The sequence below is a fragment of the Vibrio sp. McD22-P3 genome, assembly GCF_021568915.1.
Taxonomy (GTDB): Bacteria; Pseudomonadota; Gammaproteobacteria; order Enterobacterales; family Vibrionaceae; genus Vibrio; species Vibrio mediterranei.
On the sequence record NZ_JAKGTN010000013.1, the window covers coordinates 90,884 to 107,973 of the forward strand.

Annotated in this window: 14 protein-coding genes; 8 read left to right on the forward strand and 6 right to left on the reverse strand. The window is 42.9% G+C overall.

All coding sequences use genetic code 11. The features are described from left to right. Position 1: 1 nt before the first annotated feature. From L2W36_RS16280 to L2W36_RS16290, 3 genes are all read right to left on the reverse strand, one after another. The gene (locus L2W36_RS16280) at positions 2-451 is read right to left on the reverse strand and encodes a hypothetical protein (RefSeq protein ID WP_031496528.1); all 450 of its coding nucleotides are present in this window, start codon (positions 449-451) and stop codon (positions 2-4) included. Between the two features lie 773 nt (positions 452-1,224). Next, positions 1,225-1,869: a DUF3299 domain-containing protein gene (locus L2W36_RS16285; RefSeq protein ID WP_198557800.1), complete on the reverse strand. Its 645-nt coding sequence runs from the start codon at positions 1,867-1,869 to the stop codon at positions 1,225-1,227. Positions 1,870-1,987: 118 nt separating this feature from the next. Further along, a complete protein-coding gene (locus tag L2W36_RS16290; protein ID WP_031495396.1) occupies positions 1,988-3,010 on the reverse strand; it encodes a helix-turn-helix domain-containing protein in 1,023 nt (340 codons plus the stop codon). 235 nt (positions 3,011-3,245) lie between these two features. Here L2W36_RS16290 and L2W36_RS16295 point away from each other — a divergent pair, with 235 nt between their 5' ends. Genes L2W36_RS16295 through L2W36_RS16310 form a run of 4 tightly spaced genes read left to right on the forward strand, consistent with a single transcriptional unit; the run spans position 3,246 to position 8,266 of the window. Then, on the forward strand, positions 3,246-4,400 hold the full coding sequence (locus L2W36_RS16295) for an HlyD family secretion protein (protein WP_236110624.1): 1,155 nt from the start codon (positions 3,246-3,248) through the stop codon (positions 4,398-4,400). Next, on the forward strand, positions 4,390-5,409 hold the full coding sequence (locus L2W36_RS16300) for a DUF2955 domain-containing protein (RefSeq protein ID WP_236110626.1): 1,020 nt from the start codon (positions 4,390-4,392) through the stop codon (positions 5,407-5,409). The genes L2W36_RS16295 and L2W36_RS16300 overlap by 11 nt, the downstream gene beginning before the upstream one ends. A gap of 9 nt (positions 5,410-5,418) precedes the next feature. Then, entirely contained in the window at positions 5,419-6,483 is a 1,065-nt protein-coding gene (locus L2W36_RS16305) for an AI-2E family transporter (RefSeq protein ID WP_236110628.1), read from the forward strand. A gap of 19 nt (positions 6,484-6,502) precedes the next feature. Next, complete coding sequence (locus tag L2W36_RS16310; protein ID WP_236110630.1) at positions 6,503-8,266, forward strand: phospholipase D family protein; 1,764 nt, start codon at positions 6,503-6,505, stop codon at positions 8,264-8,266. 208 nt (positions 8,267-8,474) lie between these two features. Here L2W36_RS16310 and L2W36_RS16315 read toward each other — a convergent pair whose 3' ends face one another. After that, positions 8,475-9,233, reverse strand: a complete 759-nt coding sequence (locus tag L2W36_RS16315) for a hypothetical protein (RefSeq protein ID WP_236110631.1) — start codon at positions 9,231-9,233, stop codon at positions 8,475-8,477. Between the two features lie 147 nt (positions 9,234-9,380). On the opposite strand from L2W36_RS16315, the gene L2W36_RS16320 reads away from it, so the two are divergent. The 4 genes from L2W36_RS16320 (at position 9,381) to L2W36_RS16335 (ending at position 13,887) form a co-directional block, all read left to right on the forward strand. Further along, entirely contained in the window at positions 9,381-10,331 is a 951-nt protein-coding gene (locus L2W36_RS16320; protein WP_236110632.1) for a helix-turn-helix domain-containing protein, read from the forward strand. A gap of 202 nt (positions 10,332-10,533) precedes the next feature. Further along, positions 10,534-11,913, forward strand: a complete 1,380-nt coding sequence (locus tag L2W36_RS16325; protein WP_006071420.1) for a metal-dependent hydrolase family protein — start codon at positions 10,534-10,536, stop codon at positions 11,911-11,913. Between the two features lie 49 nt (positions 11,914-11,962). Next, positions 11,963-12,610, forward strand: coding sequence for a DUF3299 domain-containing protein (locus L2W36_RS16330; protein WP_062460523.1), 648 nt, complete (start codon positions 11,963-11,965; stop codon positions 12,608-12,610). Positions 12,611-12,621: 11 nt separating this feature from the next. Further along, on the forward strand, positions 12,622-13,887 hold the full coding sequence (locus L2W36_RS16335) for a carbohydrate porin (RefSeq protein WP_096443648.1): 1,266 nt from the start codon (positions 12,622-12,624) through the stop codon (positions 13,885-13,887). A 26-nt stretch (positions 13,888-13,913) separates the two neighbouring features. On the opposite strand, the gene L2W36_RS16340 is transcribed toward L2W36_RS16335, so the two are convergent. Beyond that, positions 13,914-14,066 carry a hypothetical protein gene (locus tag L2W36_RS16340; RefSeq protein ID WP_006071423.1) on the reverse strand — a complete coding sequence of 51 codons (153 nt, stop codon included), beginning with the start codon at positions 14,064-14,066 and terminating at the stop codon, positions 13,914-13,916. Positions 14,067-14,210: 144 nt separating this feature from the next. After that, on the reverse strand, positions 14,211-17,009 hold the full coding sequence (locus L2W36_RS16345) for an Hsp70 family protein (RefSeq protein ID WP_107306890.1): 2,799 nt from the start codon (positions 17,007-17,009) through the stop codon (positions 14,211-14,213). Positions 17,010-17,090: the final 81 nt, after the last annotated feature.

Consider the following 17,090-nt stretch of genomic DNA (forward strand, 5'->3'; position numbering starts at 1 on the left):
ATTACTCCGCGAATGTTGTATTAGTTTGTTTCATTTTAATTAGACGCTGCTTCTCTGTTTCGATTTGCAGAAGCTTAAGTTCGTGTTCAGCTTGAGCAAGTTCTTCTTCTCGTTTACGCTGACGCATTTCGAACGCGTACAGTTTTGTGCAATCAACACGGTCTTCACCGCCAAACTGAATTGTGACTGCAGCATAGATACCGCGGTCATCTTCGTTGTAATAATTGTGATAAGGGTCGTACTGGTTGCTGTATGTATCATCTGCGCCTTGGGAACCATAAGTTCCAAATTGAACAGTTTTACCCGTTGATACTGCTTGTTCACAGGTAGACCCATTAGATGTCCGAATTCTATCAGTACCTGATGGGTTTGATACTGAGGGGATAGGGTTTGCCAGTACATTCATCGAAATCATCATAGCTGCCGACCCCAAAGTGATTCTAAAACTCATGATTAAAACCTCTTAAATGTGAGCTTTGTGCATACTTCATAGGTGTTCGGGGAGTCTGTAACCATCTTAGTACACACTAATTTTTCGGATGTTTTACTAGGAGGGGTTTTAACACTAATGTCTAAATCAATTTCCTGATTGGCCGCTAGCTCAATTTTATTGTTGAACACTTTCTCGTTGATCCTCAGATAGTAATTTGCAGAGACATTGGAACGATTTACCAGGGTAAATTGCACTTGCGTTTTATCTGAATAGGTTTCGAATTGAGTGTTTTTCCACTTATGAACATTGGCACTGGCTGTGAATGATGCAGCCAACGCAGTTAAGCAGACAAAGTATTTAAGTAGTCGCATACATCACCTCAAGATCTAACAAAGAAGGGGATAGTAATGCAGTTGCGCGTAATACGATTACCATTTCGCGCCAGCAGGTTAGAAAAGTGAAACAACTTTGTTTTGGCGTTGAAACGCTAACCATCGAAGGAAGGTTGCGTAATTACTGCTCTAACTTTCAGATTGTTTTTGTATCGATGTATCGAAGAAGAAAATTAAATGATGAACCTACGATTGGCGTTGGACTACTTTTAATAATCCATACACTCGATTTATTGAGTACTTTTGAGAAGGGACGCGTAAAACGGTGACTTTTGCTACTTTAACAACAGATGTTTGGTTCTTTGGAACTCGTGCAAAGAGGGTTTATCGTCTTGGTCGGAGCTAGCATAAAGAATCTTAAGTTTCTGAATATCAAAACCTGTAACGCAACAATAGATACTACTGCTCGTACACTGTGACATTATCCGCGGTCATTGTATATGCGCTCATTACTTCAGTATTGCCGTCGGAGAGCTCAATATTGGAAGCGGTAGATTGCTCCAACAAAGTTCCTTCGACCCACACCGGTGAGTATAAACCTCGAAACTCAATTCCTTTAGGGTAACTCACTACGACCATTTGATTTCCTGGCGGTGGTGGTGTGTGAATACAGGCGCCGGCAGTAGGAACAAGTATAAACTCAGTAACAATCAACTCATCAAATTCAAGAGGTACAATGAACCCAGGAAGTCGCCCCTTCTTGCCTATGAGCGTGGGATTGATATTCATATTCCAATCTGAATGATCGGCATCTATTTGCTTTTGTTCTTCAATTAAATCAAGGATATTGATGCCATTCTTTGCAAAGCGTATCAATGCTTCACGATAATTTGTCTCTAGTGCAGCACGTTCAGGTTTGTGTTTATTTTGATAGTCTACGATCGTCATCAAATCATAGCGCTGTGTGGGTGTAAAACTCGCAAACTTGTTTTGGTAAGTTGGCGCATCAATGGTCGGCGAGAGATCTTGCCACTGCCAGTCATTTGCATGTGCTTTCACCATAAATAGCAAAGAAAGACTGAATAAAATAACTAACGAACGCATGCTTTAAATACCGATAATTGACCATTAACCGACAGAACCTATCAGTAACCTTGCCATGTGTACATCCTTAACCAGTTCTTTTTGGTATCTTGTTGTAAGAATGAACCGTGTTGTTTGGTTATGGACTGCGCTGTGTTTCGTTCAAACTTAATATCGTTCTTTGATACATTTTAGGTGTTAGGCCGCTGATGCGCTTAAACGAACGCGAAAAGTGAGAAATATCGGAAAAGCCAAGTTGACTAGCAATGTGAGTCAGTGATCGTTCTTCGCCCATTAGTTCTACTGCGACAGTAAATACTAGATTATCTTTGATATGGCGGAAACTTGTTCGCTCTTCATTGAGCCTTCGCTGCAGCGTACGTGGTGTCAGCTTTAACAGTTTGGCTGCTTGCTCTAGGGTAAGGTTGTGTTCTCGAACATAGGGTAATAATGCCGTAAACACGCGGTCGGTAAAGTTAGCGTGCCAAGTCACTAATGGTTCTTGTGGTGCACAATCTTTACTGGTGATATTTGGAGCGTGCTGCAAAATCTCCTTATCGATTAACCATTCTATACGTTCATTTTCAACGAAATATTGTGGTGACGTCCCTATGATAGCTTTAAATACATCAACTTCCTTCGATTGGATTTTAATTTGTTTAGGAGTCCATGTGGACTTAGTCATGGCTCGGACCAATTCAATAGCGTAAAGCACTGCCCAAATCTCTGACCAAAGGAATAACGGGCTGTCATCAAATTGGCGTTTGCACCAATACCAAGTCCTTCCATGACTCTGCTCTAGTCCAACATTGACGCCAACGGCATCGTACTGAAACACTTGTTTTGTATGGACTAAAGCTTCCTCTACCGTATTGCATTCAGATAACTCACCTAGTAGGCGTGGTATAACTTTTTGCCTAATCGCCGTTCGTAATAGATCGCCGAATTGAGTAATTCCTAATTGATTTCCCAATAAATAGATTAATTTTTTCACTGGCTCTTGAGGTAAGAATTCTTGATCCAAATCGAACAAGTCTGGTGGTAATCCAGATTCTTTTATCGCTTGGTGAGGGTCGTGGTTGTATTCGCGAAAGAGTTCTACCAATACGCGGGCGTAACCAGATTTGATCAGTGGCGTAATTGGGTCCTTGCTAGTGGTCATAGGCGTTAAGACGGTATTTTTGAGATATTGATAATGTTTAGGTTAGACCTTTGGCGCAAAATGGCAAATCTGAAAGAACACATCAACTACAATTTTCGCTCAGTGATAATCAGCAAAGCAAACACGTGTTGGTTCTCTAATATACTAATTTTTAAAGTAATTAAATTTAATTTGTTCCGGTAATAGTCTATACCTAGATAGGATTGGTTATTAAGTTGTTAACAAGGGATGAGTAATGAGCGATAAACCAGAATCAAAAAGTCAGTCAGTAGAGAAACAGAACAAAGATTCTCAAATTGAACAAGCTGAACAAAACGCAGAGCGAGCGAAACAGAACAAAGTGAAGAAAGTTACCAATGCTCTTGTTGTCTTTATTGTAGCTAGTCTCGCTATCAGTATTATCTCAGATCGAATCATTCCCTCTACAGACAATGCACGCGTCAAAGGCTATGTCGTGCCGATCAAACCTCAGGTTTCTGGGCAAGTGATCGATATTCAGGTAAAGCCTAATCAGTTAGTGTCAGAGGGCGATACATTGATTGCTCTTAATCCGGTGGACTATGAGATAGCTGTTCAAAAAGCAGAACAGGATTTGGAAATTGCTGGACAAAATGTTGGAGCTCAAACGGCGACGATCGCCTCTGCACAGGCTCGTTTGACCAGCAGTATCGTCGAACGAGATAACGTTGAACTGCAAACTCGTCGTGTACTTACTATGGCAGAAAAAGGGGTGATTTCCGCTTCTGAGGCTGATAAAGCAAGAGCGAATTTGGCGAGGGCACGCGCCAATGTTCAAAATGCACAGGCAGATTTGGACAAAGCCAATAAACAGCTTGGCGCAGAAGGTGAAGAAAATAGCCAGATTAAAGCAGCTTTACTTGCATTAGAGAAGGCTCAACTGGACTTAGAACGTACCGTAGTTAGAGCTCCAACCAACGGTGGCGTCTCAAACTTCAGTTTGTCCGAAGGATTTTATGCGAGCGCTGGCCAACCCATAATGACGTTTGTGTCAACAGATAGCATTTGGATTGAGGCTTACTTTAGAGAGAACAGTTTAGGTAATATTCAACCAGGTAATGAGGTTGAAATAGCACTCGACTTTGCTCCAGGAAAGGTCATCACAGGCAAAGTATCAAGTGTTGATTGGGGCGTGGATTGGGGGCAGTCCAACCAAGCTGGCAAGCTGGCTCAAGCCAATAATCAAACCGGCTGGTTAAGACAAACTCAAATGCTTCCGGTTACGATTGAATTCGATACGGCTGATACGACAGGGTTGCTGCGAATAGGTGGTCAAGCGGATGTCGTGGTATACACCGATAACAACACCATCTTCAACATGTTAGGCAAGGCTTGGATTCGAATCGTTAGTTGGATGTCTTATGTCCGATAACACACAAAATCGCGTACTCAGATTTACGCTTGGTGTCGGTATTGCTACGTTTCTTGCTGCTTGGATAGATTGGCCATTGGCGTTTGTAACACCGATTTTCACCGCTAAGTTTCTGTTTGAAAAGAAGGTATTACACAAAGACATCGTCTATGAACTTCTTCTTGCGATGATCGTAACCGTTGTAATTGGTGTTAGCTTAAGCTTAGGTCTTGCTCAATATCCGGTTCCTCTATTAATAGGGGTAGGAATGTTGATGATGTTGGGGTATTACCTGTTTCTCGACCCGAAATGGAATTTGTTCGCAACCATATTGTTAATGTCGACATTGATGTTGCCTTTTATGGCAATTGATAGTCCACCAATTGCTATATTTTTGGCGTTGGGTTTAAGTTTATCTGGTGCTATTGCAGTCGCAATATTCGCAATAATGCACATCTATATGCCGGAGAGAGAAGAAACGCATCAGGGCTATCAAACGGTTCCATTTACTTCGGAATTCCGCTGGCATTCCGCGTTGAAAGCGATGATTGTCGCTTTCCCTGTTGTCTGTTTCTTCTTCATTTTCCAGATCTCTGAAGCGCTACTTTCGATGATATTTATTGCTTTGTTATCGTTAATGATAACAGGCGAAAAGTCCATCAAGTTAAGTCTGTTTTTGCTAATTAGCAACGGTATTGGTGGTGTGATTGCCATTCTAGTGTTTGGTGTATTAGCTCTAGTCCCTAATATTGTTTTTTACACTGTCTTTATCAGTCTTCTAGCAATTGTTATCGGTAGCAAAATGTACTCAGAGCCTACAAAGGCACCAGTGTACGCGACGGCATTCAATACCGCTTTGGTGTTGATAGGCACGACGTTAATGAGCTCTGGTGTGATTGACGAAAAAATGTGGATAAGGCTCGGACTTCTTGGTTTGGTCGCTTTATACATGATGATTGCTGCTTTCTTTATTGAAACGAGGCAATGGAAGGTCCTGCAGTTCAATGGACAGATGATGAAATCTATTTAGGTAAACGTTATGAATTTTGACAGTTCCTTCAATAAAAATGCGATCGATACTTTTATCAAAATCGCGACCATTTCTATTTTGGTCTATTGGTGTTTTTCCATTCTTAGACCTTTCATGATGCTCGTTGTTTGGGGCGGTATTATCGCCGTCGCACTCTATCCAGTGGCGTTATGGTTACACGCTAAATGCCGTATTTCCAAAGGTAAAGCAAGTGGGTTGCTTTCGTTGATTGGCGTTCTGCTACAACTTATTCCACTCGTTTGGTTATCTAGTGGTTTATATACGGGAGGCACAGAAGTGTATTCGCAGCTACAGGACGGAACACTTCAAGTACCAAGGCCGACTCAAGCCGTCAAAGAATTGCCTGTAGTTGGCGAAAAAATATATGCCGCTATGTATCATGCTTCGACTAACTTAGAAGGAGCGATGGCTAAATATAGTGAGCAGATAAAATCGCTAGCAACAACATTAGCTGGTGCTGTGGGGTCCTTTGCGGGTGGGCTACTACAATTTATCGTTTCGACCATCATTGCTGGCGTGTTTATGGCGAATGCTGAGAACTGCCAAAAAGCGTTCAACAAAGTGGCTAATCGACTCACTAACGGCAAAGGTGCGGAGCTAGTCAATCTATCCAAATCAACAGTTCGTAGCGTCGTACAAGGCGTGTTGGGTGTTGCGGTTATTCAATCGATCATGGCCGCAGTCGGTATGGCGTTCGTTGATGTGCCTGCGATAGGGCTTTGGGCACTAGCGGTCTTGTTAATGGCTATTATCCAGTTACCGCCAATACTGGCGCTTATTCCGGTGATTGCTTATGTGTTCGGTACCCAGTCGACCACAGCAGCAGTACTGTTTTTAGTATGGTGTGTCATCGTTAGCGGTAGCGACGCGGTTCTTAAGCCTATGTTACTAAGTCGAGGATCAGATATTCCCATGTTGGTTTTACTATTGGGTGCGTTAGGTGGAATGGCTATGTCAGGAATAGTCGGCCTGTTTGTTGGTGCCGTTGTATTAAGTTTGAGTTATCAACTGTTCGTATCTTGGCTAGAAGAGCCAGAAAAAGCCAAAGATTAATACAAGGAGAATTGGCTCAATGTGGAAAGGGATTTCTATCTTCGCTTTATTGTTAGTTTTGGGCGGGTGTGCTTCTAATGCTCACTCTCCGAGTTCTTCTGACGATGAGTGGACATCACAGCTAATGGAGCAGCGTCGTTGGCGCGACGCTGAAGATTTAGAGAAAGATTATCTTAAACTCTCGTCTGAGAATCGACTACCAGTTCAACCAGCTCTTGTTAAAGTGATTGGCTCACAGCAGGCGGACGCGATAAAGAGTCTCGCCGCGAAGATCTACTTGATTGAAAACGCAAAACACACCATTGATCTCACGTACTATATTTTCTCTGACGATTTAGCAGGTAAAGCCACATTAGGAGCTTTGTGTGAGGCCGTGCAACGCGGTGTTGATATCCGCATTATGGTAGATAGCTTGGGTTCGTACAGTCTTAACAATGGGAACTTAAAAGGCCTTATGCAGTGTGAAAAAAACGCGGGCTATATTCGTGATAGAGAAGGACAGATTACAACTCAGAAAGCACGTGTACAGGCGGTTGTCTTCAATGCACTAACAGATGGTGATTCCAGATGGAACCATCGCTCTCACGACAAGCTATTTATTGTGGACGGTTTCTATAATCAAAATGCTTATGTGATTACGGGTGGGCGGAATATGTCGCTTCATTATTACGGGATCGATAGTAATGGAAATAAGGACTACTCAGCGTTTCGTGATATTGAAGTCATAATCCGTCCTTTACTTGAAGCGAAACCTGAGCAGTCGCCATCTCGACTAAGTGAGTATTATTTTACGGTCCTGTTTACTAAACCTGGCAACAAAAAGCTTGATACATGGTCAAGTTACAATCGAGACAAGTCTTTATTGTTAACGTCTTATCAGAAGTTGAAAGCAAACCCAGAGTTTAATCAAGCATACATTGGTATAGCTCAGTATCTAGATATAGATTATCGTACTGCAGATACCAAATTTGCGCACGAATTGGACAATCTAAATGCGGACGATGTTGTGACGCGTTATAGCCATAATAAAAGTGCTAATGCCAATTCAATCAGCGGCATTTTGGCAAAAACTGCCTATACCAATACTGAGCTTAAAAAAATAAGAGTAGTATCGCCATACCTGTTTCTTCAGTCGGATTTACTAAAAGATGAAGGCGTAATCGATAGAGATCTAAACATCGCGTTAAGTTGGTTGGAACAAGATCCAGAGCGAAGTATTGAGGTTATTACTAACTCAGTACTTACTAGTGATAACTTCTTCACTCAAGCCGTGATCGACATGCACACGGTACCCTCACTCATTATGCAAGATGAAACCCTCAAGCAAACTTGGTTAGACGATGACCTTGATAATAACGAGCTCAACCAAAAGTTCCTTCAATCATCGGCTTGGAAGAAGGCGGTTAACCATCCAAGAATCAAGTTCTACCAATTAGGTAAACCCGACTCGGTATTACTCGGTGGAACACAATACTATGGCAAACTTCATGCGAAATTTCTGATTATTGATGAAACAGCGTTTGTAGGCACGACCAATCTCGATTTTCGTTCGTTGCTTTACAACAATGAAGTGGGGTTTTTCTTATCGGGAGAGCAAATAATCAGTGATCTCAACCAACAATTTGAACTACTTAAGCAAGACTCATTGCTTTGGGGTAGTGAGGAGTGGTTAGAGATGCGGAAGCAGCTTAGGGCAGTTGGGGGTATGAAAGGCAAAACATCTGAAAGCCAGCGAGAAATATATAGCATTCTCGAATCTACGGGGCTCAAGTATCAATTCTAGGCAGGGAGTTATTCGCTATTGATGGCGTAATCTGGCAAATGTCGATCATTTTCGTGCGGTATGTTTGATTGTCAATCAAACTATAGGAGTCGTTAATGATCGTACATTTTAGAGTTCAAGATATTGAAGAGTTGTGGCTGCACATCGATTTGGCTGCTCATCTTCAAACAAGGCTAAGAATGTTAAATAGGTTGTAGACTGCTCAATTCTAAAAACTGAACGCCCAACCTATCATCGGGCCCTGCTGGGTGACATCTATCTGTGTAGTGCCCGAGTCATTTTGAATATTTAAGTAGCGATAACCGAACCAAATGTTGTTTAGATTACTTAATCGATACATTCCAGCGAGATTGAGCCCTCTATTCACATCATTGTCACCGGCAATACTAGTATCTACAGTAAGACTCAATCCCCAGTCCTGATTAAACCAGTGGGCATATTTTAACCCCACCAACCAGTCGAACTGGTGTCCAGATGAATTGATCGATGGGATATCGTATTCGTTAACACCAATATCAATATTGAATTTACTGTAAGTATGCCTAACCCCTGTAAGCATCACTAAGTCATGGGTAACTTCATAACCAGCGAAGAGGTCATTTAAAGACATTGTGGCATCAAGATCGATGGTGGTCGTGATATCGGGGAGCAATGGCAGTTTCGGTTTGTAAGTTGATGAATTGGAGCTTTTGATATGCAGATAGTTAGCGCGAACGCCCAACAGCCATTTGCCTTTCTGAGCATAGAAATCGCCCATGAGACCGAAATTCAAGTTACTAACGATATTGTCAAAAGGAATGTCGATATTCACGATGCCATCTGAACTTCCTGAGGTACCAGTGATGCTCGGCGTCCATATCATTGGGAATACCAACAAGTATTCCCATTCCTCAGACTGATTTGATTGAGCGAGGCAAGGGGAAAGCACCGTCATGCTAGCTAAGGCAGCTAAACTAACCGACTTCATATATATTCCTTTAAATACTAATTTATTCAGATGGTTACCATCTAGGATAGACTATATTAGTCCTATACCACCTAATAACTTGTGTACTAGATGATGGCCAGACCTAGAAAAGAAGAGCAAGTCCACATAATTCGAACAGAACACGTCATGTTTTTTATCGATCTCTTCAAAGGGATGGATGTTGATTTACTTCCCTTATTAAGAGAAGCACGTATTCCCAATACAATTGTTCAACAACCTAACTATTCTTATTTACCAGAATCAACGTTGAAAAACCTGTTATGTCATCTCGGAAAGCGATTATCTAGCGATCAATTTGGGATTAGGGTATGGGAAATGGTCTCACTTGAATATGTCCCTTATTATCTGAGTAAATTACCCGTTAATACGACGGTTCATGAGGCGCTTAGCAGATTTGGTCAACTGCTAGAAATGGAATCGTCCAATACCAAAGTCTACATAAAAAGGGCTGGTGGAGCGTGGTGGTTTGTTAGGGAGAAAACGGGTGCAGATGAAGTTTGGTTCCAATATGCAGAGATATTGTCTGTGACGTTTATGACACAGTTAGTCCATCAGTTAACAGCAGGACAGTATCATCCGAAAGAAATTGGTGTTCAGTCATCTTCCGTTGAGGCTTTTAAATTGCTACCGCAACTTCAGAATGTGGTGCTCTATAACGAACGCCCTGTGACTGCAATTAAAATACCTGACAGCGTAATGATGCAGATGACCAAGTTTAACGTTCAAAAATCTGTACCCAGCGAACCGTTACCAAAGTTGGGACGGTTTACTCAGAGTTTAAAACTCGCGCTTAAACCCTACTTTACCGCTGGAAAGTTACCTCTAGATGTAGCTTCTGAGGTTATTAATATCCACTCAAGAACGATTCAACGCCGACTTAAAGAGGAGGAAACCAATTACAAGGAATTTAGTGAACAGATCTTGTTTGAACTCATTAAAACTGAGCTTATGTCTTCATCTACTATTGCGACAGTTGCTCAACAATTTGGTTACTCTGATTCCGCGCATTTCACGCGAGCATTTAAGCGATACGTTGGTATCACTCCCTCGCAATATAGGTCAAATCTCCCTACGTAAAAGCAACCTTTAAGTTTTGTCGCCAAATGGCAATACGTTAGGTTCGCAAATGTATAAATTATCACCTAAGGTTTAGATGTTAATTGTTTGTGAACTCAGCGTGTTACATAAAAACAATTAGCCTCGTAGCAGCAAATTCATATCAATGATTCGGAATGTTACGCGAAGTGGATTCCACTTGGCACGGACTAAAGGTGAAATAATGAAATCGATCGGCGGCAAACTGTCTCTTCTCGCAGCTTCTTGTGCCTGTGCGCTCTCAGCACAAGCAGACACAATTTTGTTTAAGAACGTTAATGTTTTTAATGGCACAGACAACAAATTGTATGAAAACCACTACGTATTAGTGGAAGACAACTTAATCAAAGCGGTATCGAAAGATGTAGTTGAAGTCTCCGATGCGCAAGTCATTGATGGGAGTGGTATGACATTAATGCCGGGTCTGATTGAAGGGCATGGCCATCTGCTATTAAACGGCGGTAACTTGAGTGACCACGAGAATAATCGCACGATAGAAGAATTAGCCGCGCGTTCTACGGTTAACGCTCGAGCCGCATTTCGTTCAGGCTTCACCACTTGGCGTGATGCTGGCGGGTTGAATACCGGCTTACGAAAAACGATAGACTCAGGGATGCTGGAGGGACCTAGACTTTATACCTCTGGTGCTTTCATTGGTCCTACAGGTTCTCACGCAGACTTTAGTAATCTCACAACAGCCAATCAACATTTTTTCGGTTCTACGACGAGTATGGCGAGAAACAGCGTCAGCTTTAATGCCGATGGTATTACCGACATAAAGGCCGCTGCACGTCAGAATTTCAAACAAGGCAACACGCAAATTAAGATCATGTCTTCCGGCGGTGTCGCTTCATCTTTTGACCCTTGGCAGCTAAATGCGATGTCGCCAGAAGAAATTTCGGCAGCGGTAGAAATTGCCGAGGCTTATGGCTCTTACGTTATGTCTCACGCATACAGTAAAAAAGCAATTTTACGCAACCTTGATGCGGGCGTAAAAACCATTGAACACGGTTTTATGTTTGACGGTGATATTGCTAAAAAGATGAAAGAGAAGGGAGCGTATATCACAACCAATATGACGGCTTTTTCTCCCTATTTGACTCAAATCGAAGCGATCAACTCTAATCCGGCTTCGAAACGAAAAGCAGAATCAGCGACGAAGGCATTCTCCAAGTACATTGAAAATGTCAACAAGTATCAACCTAAATGGGGTTTTCACACGGACTGTGTTGGTGATGTAACCGCTTGCATTAAGCAAACCGACCATACCATATTCCTTGCTGGTAAAGAGCTGGGTAACTTCTTCACACTCAAAGGCTTGACGTCAGTGAATGGCGAAATTGTCAAACTATCTGGGGTCATGGACCCTTATCCTGAAGGTAAGTTAGGCGTGGTTGAAGAAGGTGCATACGCCGATCTTATCTTAGTAGATGGTAATCCACTCGAGGACTTATCAGTAATCGGTGCCAACGAGAAATGGTTTGATGCTGAGCCCCGAGAGGCAGACTTAGACACAATTAAAGTGATCATGAAAGACGGTGTTGTTTACAAGAACACACTATAGCCATTCAATGGGGCTCAGAAACTGAGCCCTCTTAACAAGAGTAATGTACATGTTGAATTGGTGTTCTAGCCTGATTGTTGTTCTATTTTCGTTTTCCGTGTCTGCGAGTCAAATCTCGGTCTTAGATTGGACGGATTTGAAACCTCAAATGAAAGAAGAAATTGTAGTCTTACCGGATATAACCGAAGCTCAGAGAGAATCTTTACAAACGATTTTGTTATTAGACTCTGTGCCCAACAAAGCGAATCAAAAACTTGCTAATCAACTCATTGTTGAGTTGGGTAGTGAAGGTGTCGATGCTCGTGATTTACTCGAGAAAAGAGCGACTTATATGGCTCAGATGCAAGCTCTATCGGAGACCACGACGGATCGCTTTGATAAACGAAATATTCGAATGGCTGGCTTTATCGTGCCGCTAGAAATGACAGGAGAGAAAAGTACTGACTTTCTGTTGGTGCCAGTTGCGGGTGCATGTATCCATTTGCCACCGCCGCCAGCAAATCAAATAGTGCGAATACGCTACCCAGAAGGATTTGAAATTAAAAATGTTCAATATCCAGTGTGGGTTGAGGGTATTTTCACCAGTGATAAACAGACAGAGGATGTTTTTCTTGTTGATGGTAATACCTCAGTGACAATGGGCTACAGTATGGAAGCCACTAACATTGAAGATTATTACCAATCAGAAACGTTATAGTGAGACGCATGATGACTAAAACCCTTCTATCAAGTGTTGCTTTAGCTGCGATCTTTGCGTCGGTCGTCCCCAAAATAGCCATTGGTGCCGATTTTGGGAGCCCGGACTCAGTCGATAACACTCTCAAGACAAAGCCAAACCCAAAATTGAACTGGAGAGAATCGTTAGAGCAAAATCAAAATCTTACATTTGGCTTAGATTATCAATCATTGGGGCTTCGTGCTTCGGACACTGTGACAGGAGGCGAAAATAACGCCGCCGCTGGTGTGTTTCGTTTCTACGGGAGTTGGAACTTAGTTGGCCTAGATTCAGGTAATGTTGGTGGACTGGTATGGAAAGTAGAGCACAGACATAAGTACACCGACCTTTCACCTAAAGAGTTTTCGTTTATCGGCAATGTTACTCCCAGTCTACCTGATGGTGTCGGCTATGTCGGTATGATAGGGCCTGCGTATTCTGACCAAGGCAGTCGTCTCACTAACTTGTATTGGAAACAAAAGTTAAACCAGGGTAGAACGTCGCTCATGCTTGGGTATCTAGATACCACCGATTACGTCGATACTTATGCTCTTGCGAGCCCTTGGACGGGATTTACTAACCTGGCCTTTAGCACAGGAGGAGGCGCAATTGGCTTGCCTGATGATGGTGTACTTGGATTAGCCGTAGGTCATATGTTGACTGACAATTTTTATCTGATTGGTGGGGTAGCCGATGCTAACGGTGACTCTAGTGACCCATTTAATTCTTTCTTTGACGACAGTAAACTTTTTACAACGTTAGAGTTTGGTTGGACCGCTTCTCAAGAGCAAATTTATACCGATAACGTACATGTCACAGCATGGAATATTGATGGTGGTACAAGGCATAACTTGTCAACAATTACCTTGCCAGATGGTAGTACAACCTATAGCGATCAAAACGGCCGTGGTATCAACTTTTCAGCGAGCTATTTTGCGACAGCGCAGTTGATGCCATTTATTCGAGGAGGGTTCTCAAGCGGAGATGTAGCCTTGTATGATACTTCTATCAGCGCAGGTATCGGCTACTTTGGTTTGGGTAATGCAACGAGTAATTTGGGTTTCGCCGTAAACTGGAGTGAAGTCAATGAAGCGTTTGGGAGTGGTTTAGACAATCAAATTACCTCAGAGCTATATTATAACTGGGCTATGAATGACTATATTCAAGTCACACCAGACTTACAGTATATAAAGAACCCTGCGTTTTCTGATAAAGATAGTACTTGGATTATCGGCCTAAGGTTACGAGTCGCTATCTAAAAAAAGAGCTCATATGAGCTCTTTTTTTAATTTCCATCGTAGATGTAGCTATACACTCTGACTGGCCATCCGTAACCTGTATATTCTTTAGCAAGAACATCGGCGACTTCAACTGTGACTTCAATTCTTACCCAAGCACCGATGCCCAATGGCTGATACTCAATGACTCGATTTTTCATTACTAGGTTTCCGCTATTATGAGGAGTGATAATCATCGTTAAGGCGCAATGTATACGCCTTAACGAAAATTAGCTTGGAATAGCCGATATTACTTACCTATTTGTGCCAAAGTGTTCCAAACCATAGCAAACTGTGTCGCTGCTTTATTGATTGATAAGTCGCAGGCCAACCGGTAGGGCATCACCAAATAACTTTTTAGAATCAGATTCCGACAGTGTTTTGACCTCGGAAACCAACTCATGCCAACTAGAAGGTGCTTTCGACATTTTCAGCTTATCTAGCACCTGTGCCCGATAGTCATCAGAAATATCTAGAGAGCGGTCGCCGGTTTTACGGCACATAAGGACACAGGCAAAGCCTATCATTGGTTCTTTTAGCCAGTCTTGATTAAGAAGTTTTGGTAGCCATTGTTCAATCTGTTCCCGCGATATCACGTTATGTTGGCTGCCGTAGAGTGGTGTACGAGAAGCAAGTCTGCCTAATGCCCACCAGTGTGCTTGTTCGAACTGAGACTGGTTGAGGGCTTTGCTGAGATACCAAGTAGCTAACAGAACTTTGTCATCAACGTACAAGTTCTCTAAGCTTGCCGATAAACGAACCATGGCCTCATAGCCTTTGTCCTTCGCTCCTTGGAATGTTTTTGTATTTTTCATCGCACCAGGGTGTAAGTATTTAGCGATTCCACCTAATATTACTTCCTGTTGTTCTTCATTTAGACCACCTGAAACACGACGCCAAAAAGTCCACCAATCACTCCAACCTTGTGCATTCTGGAACTGAATACCTTGTTGGTACAACCCCCAGATTTGCTCCATACGCCATGAGTCAGTCGCATCACCAAAACCAGGGCGCATACAAAAGCCTGTTAATCGAAGCCAATTCTTTTCGTGTTGTTCAGAACGACGACGACGTTTGCGACCCAGTGAAAAACTGTCAACTAGAGAACGTAAGGTATAGAAATCCCAGTCATCTTTCTTACCAAGGTTTTTCTCAAGTGTTTTGGAGAGCAGCTTGATTTCTTTGCTGTCAGCGCTGTTTTTGTTGCCACTATACAAACGAGAAATCAAATCTTTGCTTGGCTCCAGCCCAGGATGAGCGGTGACCGTTTCTTCTTGTGCCTGCTGATTTCGAACTTCAAATTCAAGCGCCCATCGCTGAGCATCATCCTCAGTGCTTACACATTCAATCTTAAGCGTACCAACCTCGGTTAATTGGCAAGCGAGCTGAACTTCAACTCGTTCTTTTTGATTGGCAGCAAGCTGAGAATCATTACCCTGTAACGTATTGATGTATGGAGGCAGCGGTGCGAACTGATCGGGATCAATTTGAACCATTAAACCGTTCTGTACTTTTTGATGATCGCCAAAGTAATCATGAGTTGAAGTAAGAAGGTTAAATCGAACAGGCTCACCCAGAGTCAGCGCAAACCGACGACCAGTTAAACGAATTTCTTGCCCTTCATCTGTCCCTTTGGACAACAAACATAAGGCTTGGCCAAGTTTGTTCTTTTCTTGTAAGTGCAGGAAGTAGGAACGGGCACTACCGCCACCAATTTTAAGTTGTGCACCACGACGTGCTTTTGCAAAAGCGACAGCACCAAGTGCAACAGACCAATCTGGATGAGGGTTAGAAAGTAAAGAAACAGCAGAACCTTTCCAATTCTCAACGATATCGACCACGCGACGTGTGACCAAGTCGCTGTTGAAAACACCACCGTTGAGTAGCAGGCCAACAGGAATCGCTGGGTCACTTTGATCGCCTAAGGCGTCTTTCGCAACCTCTTGGTGCAAATGCAAGAACTCGGAGACATGCTTACTTACCGCAGGGTCGGAGACGTAAGGCAGTCCAAATTCAACGACAGCGCTTCGTTTCTTGTCAGGTAGCTCACCAAACGTCGTGGTCGGAAAGAAGCCTTCTAAAGCTATTTGATGCACTTCTTGTTTGGTAAGAGCGATGCTTTTGGTGCCACCGATTAAACGAGAACCACTGCCCAACATGGTGATTTTCATTTCATTTGGAGCATTTTCAGACAGCAACGCCTCTTTCGCCTTGCGAGTTTGTTGAATCAGCTTGGTAAGACTAGCCGCGTTAAGCTTTTTAGCCTCGTTAAAGCGCTGCTCAGCCATATGTGCAAGAGCCAGATCAAGGTTATCACCACCTAGCATAAGGTGTTCGCCGACACCGATTCGATTCAGTGTTAGTTCGTCATTGTCGTGTTTAGCTTCAATCAAACTTAAGTCAGTAGTACCACCGCCAACATCACATACCAGAATAAGCGGTACTTGGGCCAACTCTTGTGCTGCGGTATCTTTGTGTCTCGCATACCAGTCATAACAAACGGCTTGTGGCTCTTCTAACAGGTGGACTTTTGGTAGTCCTGCCAATTTTGCGGCTTGTAGGGTGAGCTTCCTTGCGGTTTCATCAAAGGAAGCTGGAACCGTAATGACTACATCTTGATCTTCAAGTTTGTTGTAGTGATGGCGGTGGTTCCATGCCTGACGAATATGGTTGAGATAGCTTGCGCTGGCGATGACTGGCGACACTTTTTCGACATCATGCGCGCCGGCCCACGGTAGAATGTCGTCTTCACGATCAACTGCAGTGTGCGATAGCCAACTCTTAGCACTTGAGACCTGTCGGCCTTCAACTTTTGCACCCAACTCTCTCGCCCATTCACCAATGATGATATTTTTCAGATCACCATCGACCGATTGATTTTCCCATGGGAGAGTGAGGTCCGCTTCGGACACTTGCTGAGCTGCTGGATGATAACGGAAAGAGGGTAGTAGTGGTTTACGCACTACTTCGCCCGGGCCAACGAGTTGGTCGATTTCAAACAATTCGACCGGAGAGTTAGAGAGGTCGTCTTGAATTTCACAGAATGCGACAACCGTATTGGTTGTACCTAAATCGATACCGACCAGATATTGTGAGGATGCCATGACATGCTCCAGTTAGGTCTTAATAAAGACTGGGATTAGCGATAAAAAACGGCACATAATGTGCCGTTTTGTCATTTAATT